We start from the raw sequence: 507 nt of genomic DNA, 5'->3' as shown, positions 1-507 counted from the left end.
TGTTTACCGCTCAAAAGCGACCTTCTTAATATACCAAACATGTTCTGTTTTGTAAACATGTTTTTTTATTTTTTTTGCTGTATGTTTCATTAACAGCAGAAAATAATATACCATGCCATTCTTATATATGCAATACCTTTTAAAAGGAAGTTTACAGTAAACAGTTTGACTGGCTGCACAATAATGTACGCTTCAATCTCATTCCTACTGATTACAGACGATTGTCCTTCGGTTGAACTATTGAAGAATGTATGGTGGGCCTAAATGGACTCGAACCATCGACCTCACGCTTATCAGGCGTGCGCTCTAACCAGCTGAGCTATAGGCCCACAAAAGCGGGTGATGAGAATCGAACTCACGACATCAGCTTGGAAGGCTGAGGTTTTACCATTAAACTACACCCGCATTTTTATAGTAGCGGCGGAGGGGATCGAACCCCCGACCTTACGGGTATGAACCGTACGCTCTAGCCAGCTGAGCTACACCGCCATGATATAATGAAGATAA

General features: G+C 41.8%; 3 tRNA genes. All 3 read right to left on the bottom strand.

Going from position 1 to position 507, the window contains the following annotated elements:
• Nucleotides 1-252: 252 nt before the first annotated feature.
• A tRNA-Ile gene (locus tag AAHB12_RS31290) sits at nt 253-329 on the bottom strand.
• A gap of 5 nt (nt 330-334) precedes the next feature.
• Nucleotides 335-405 (bottom strand) — tRNA-Gly (locus tag AAHB12_RS31285).
• A gap of 10 nt (nt 406-415) precedes the next feature.
• Nucleotides 416-489 (bottom strand) — tRNA-Met (locus AAHB12_RS31280).
• Nucleotides 490-507: the final 18 nt, after the last annotated feature.

Source organism: Bacillus sp. OTU530, from assembly GCF_038440375.1.
This window is presented reverse-complemented; position numbering and strand designations above follow the sequence as displayed.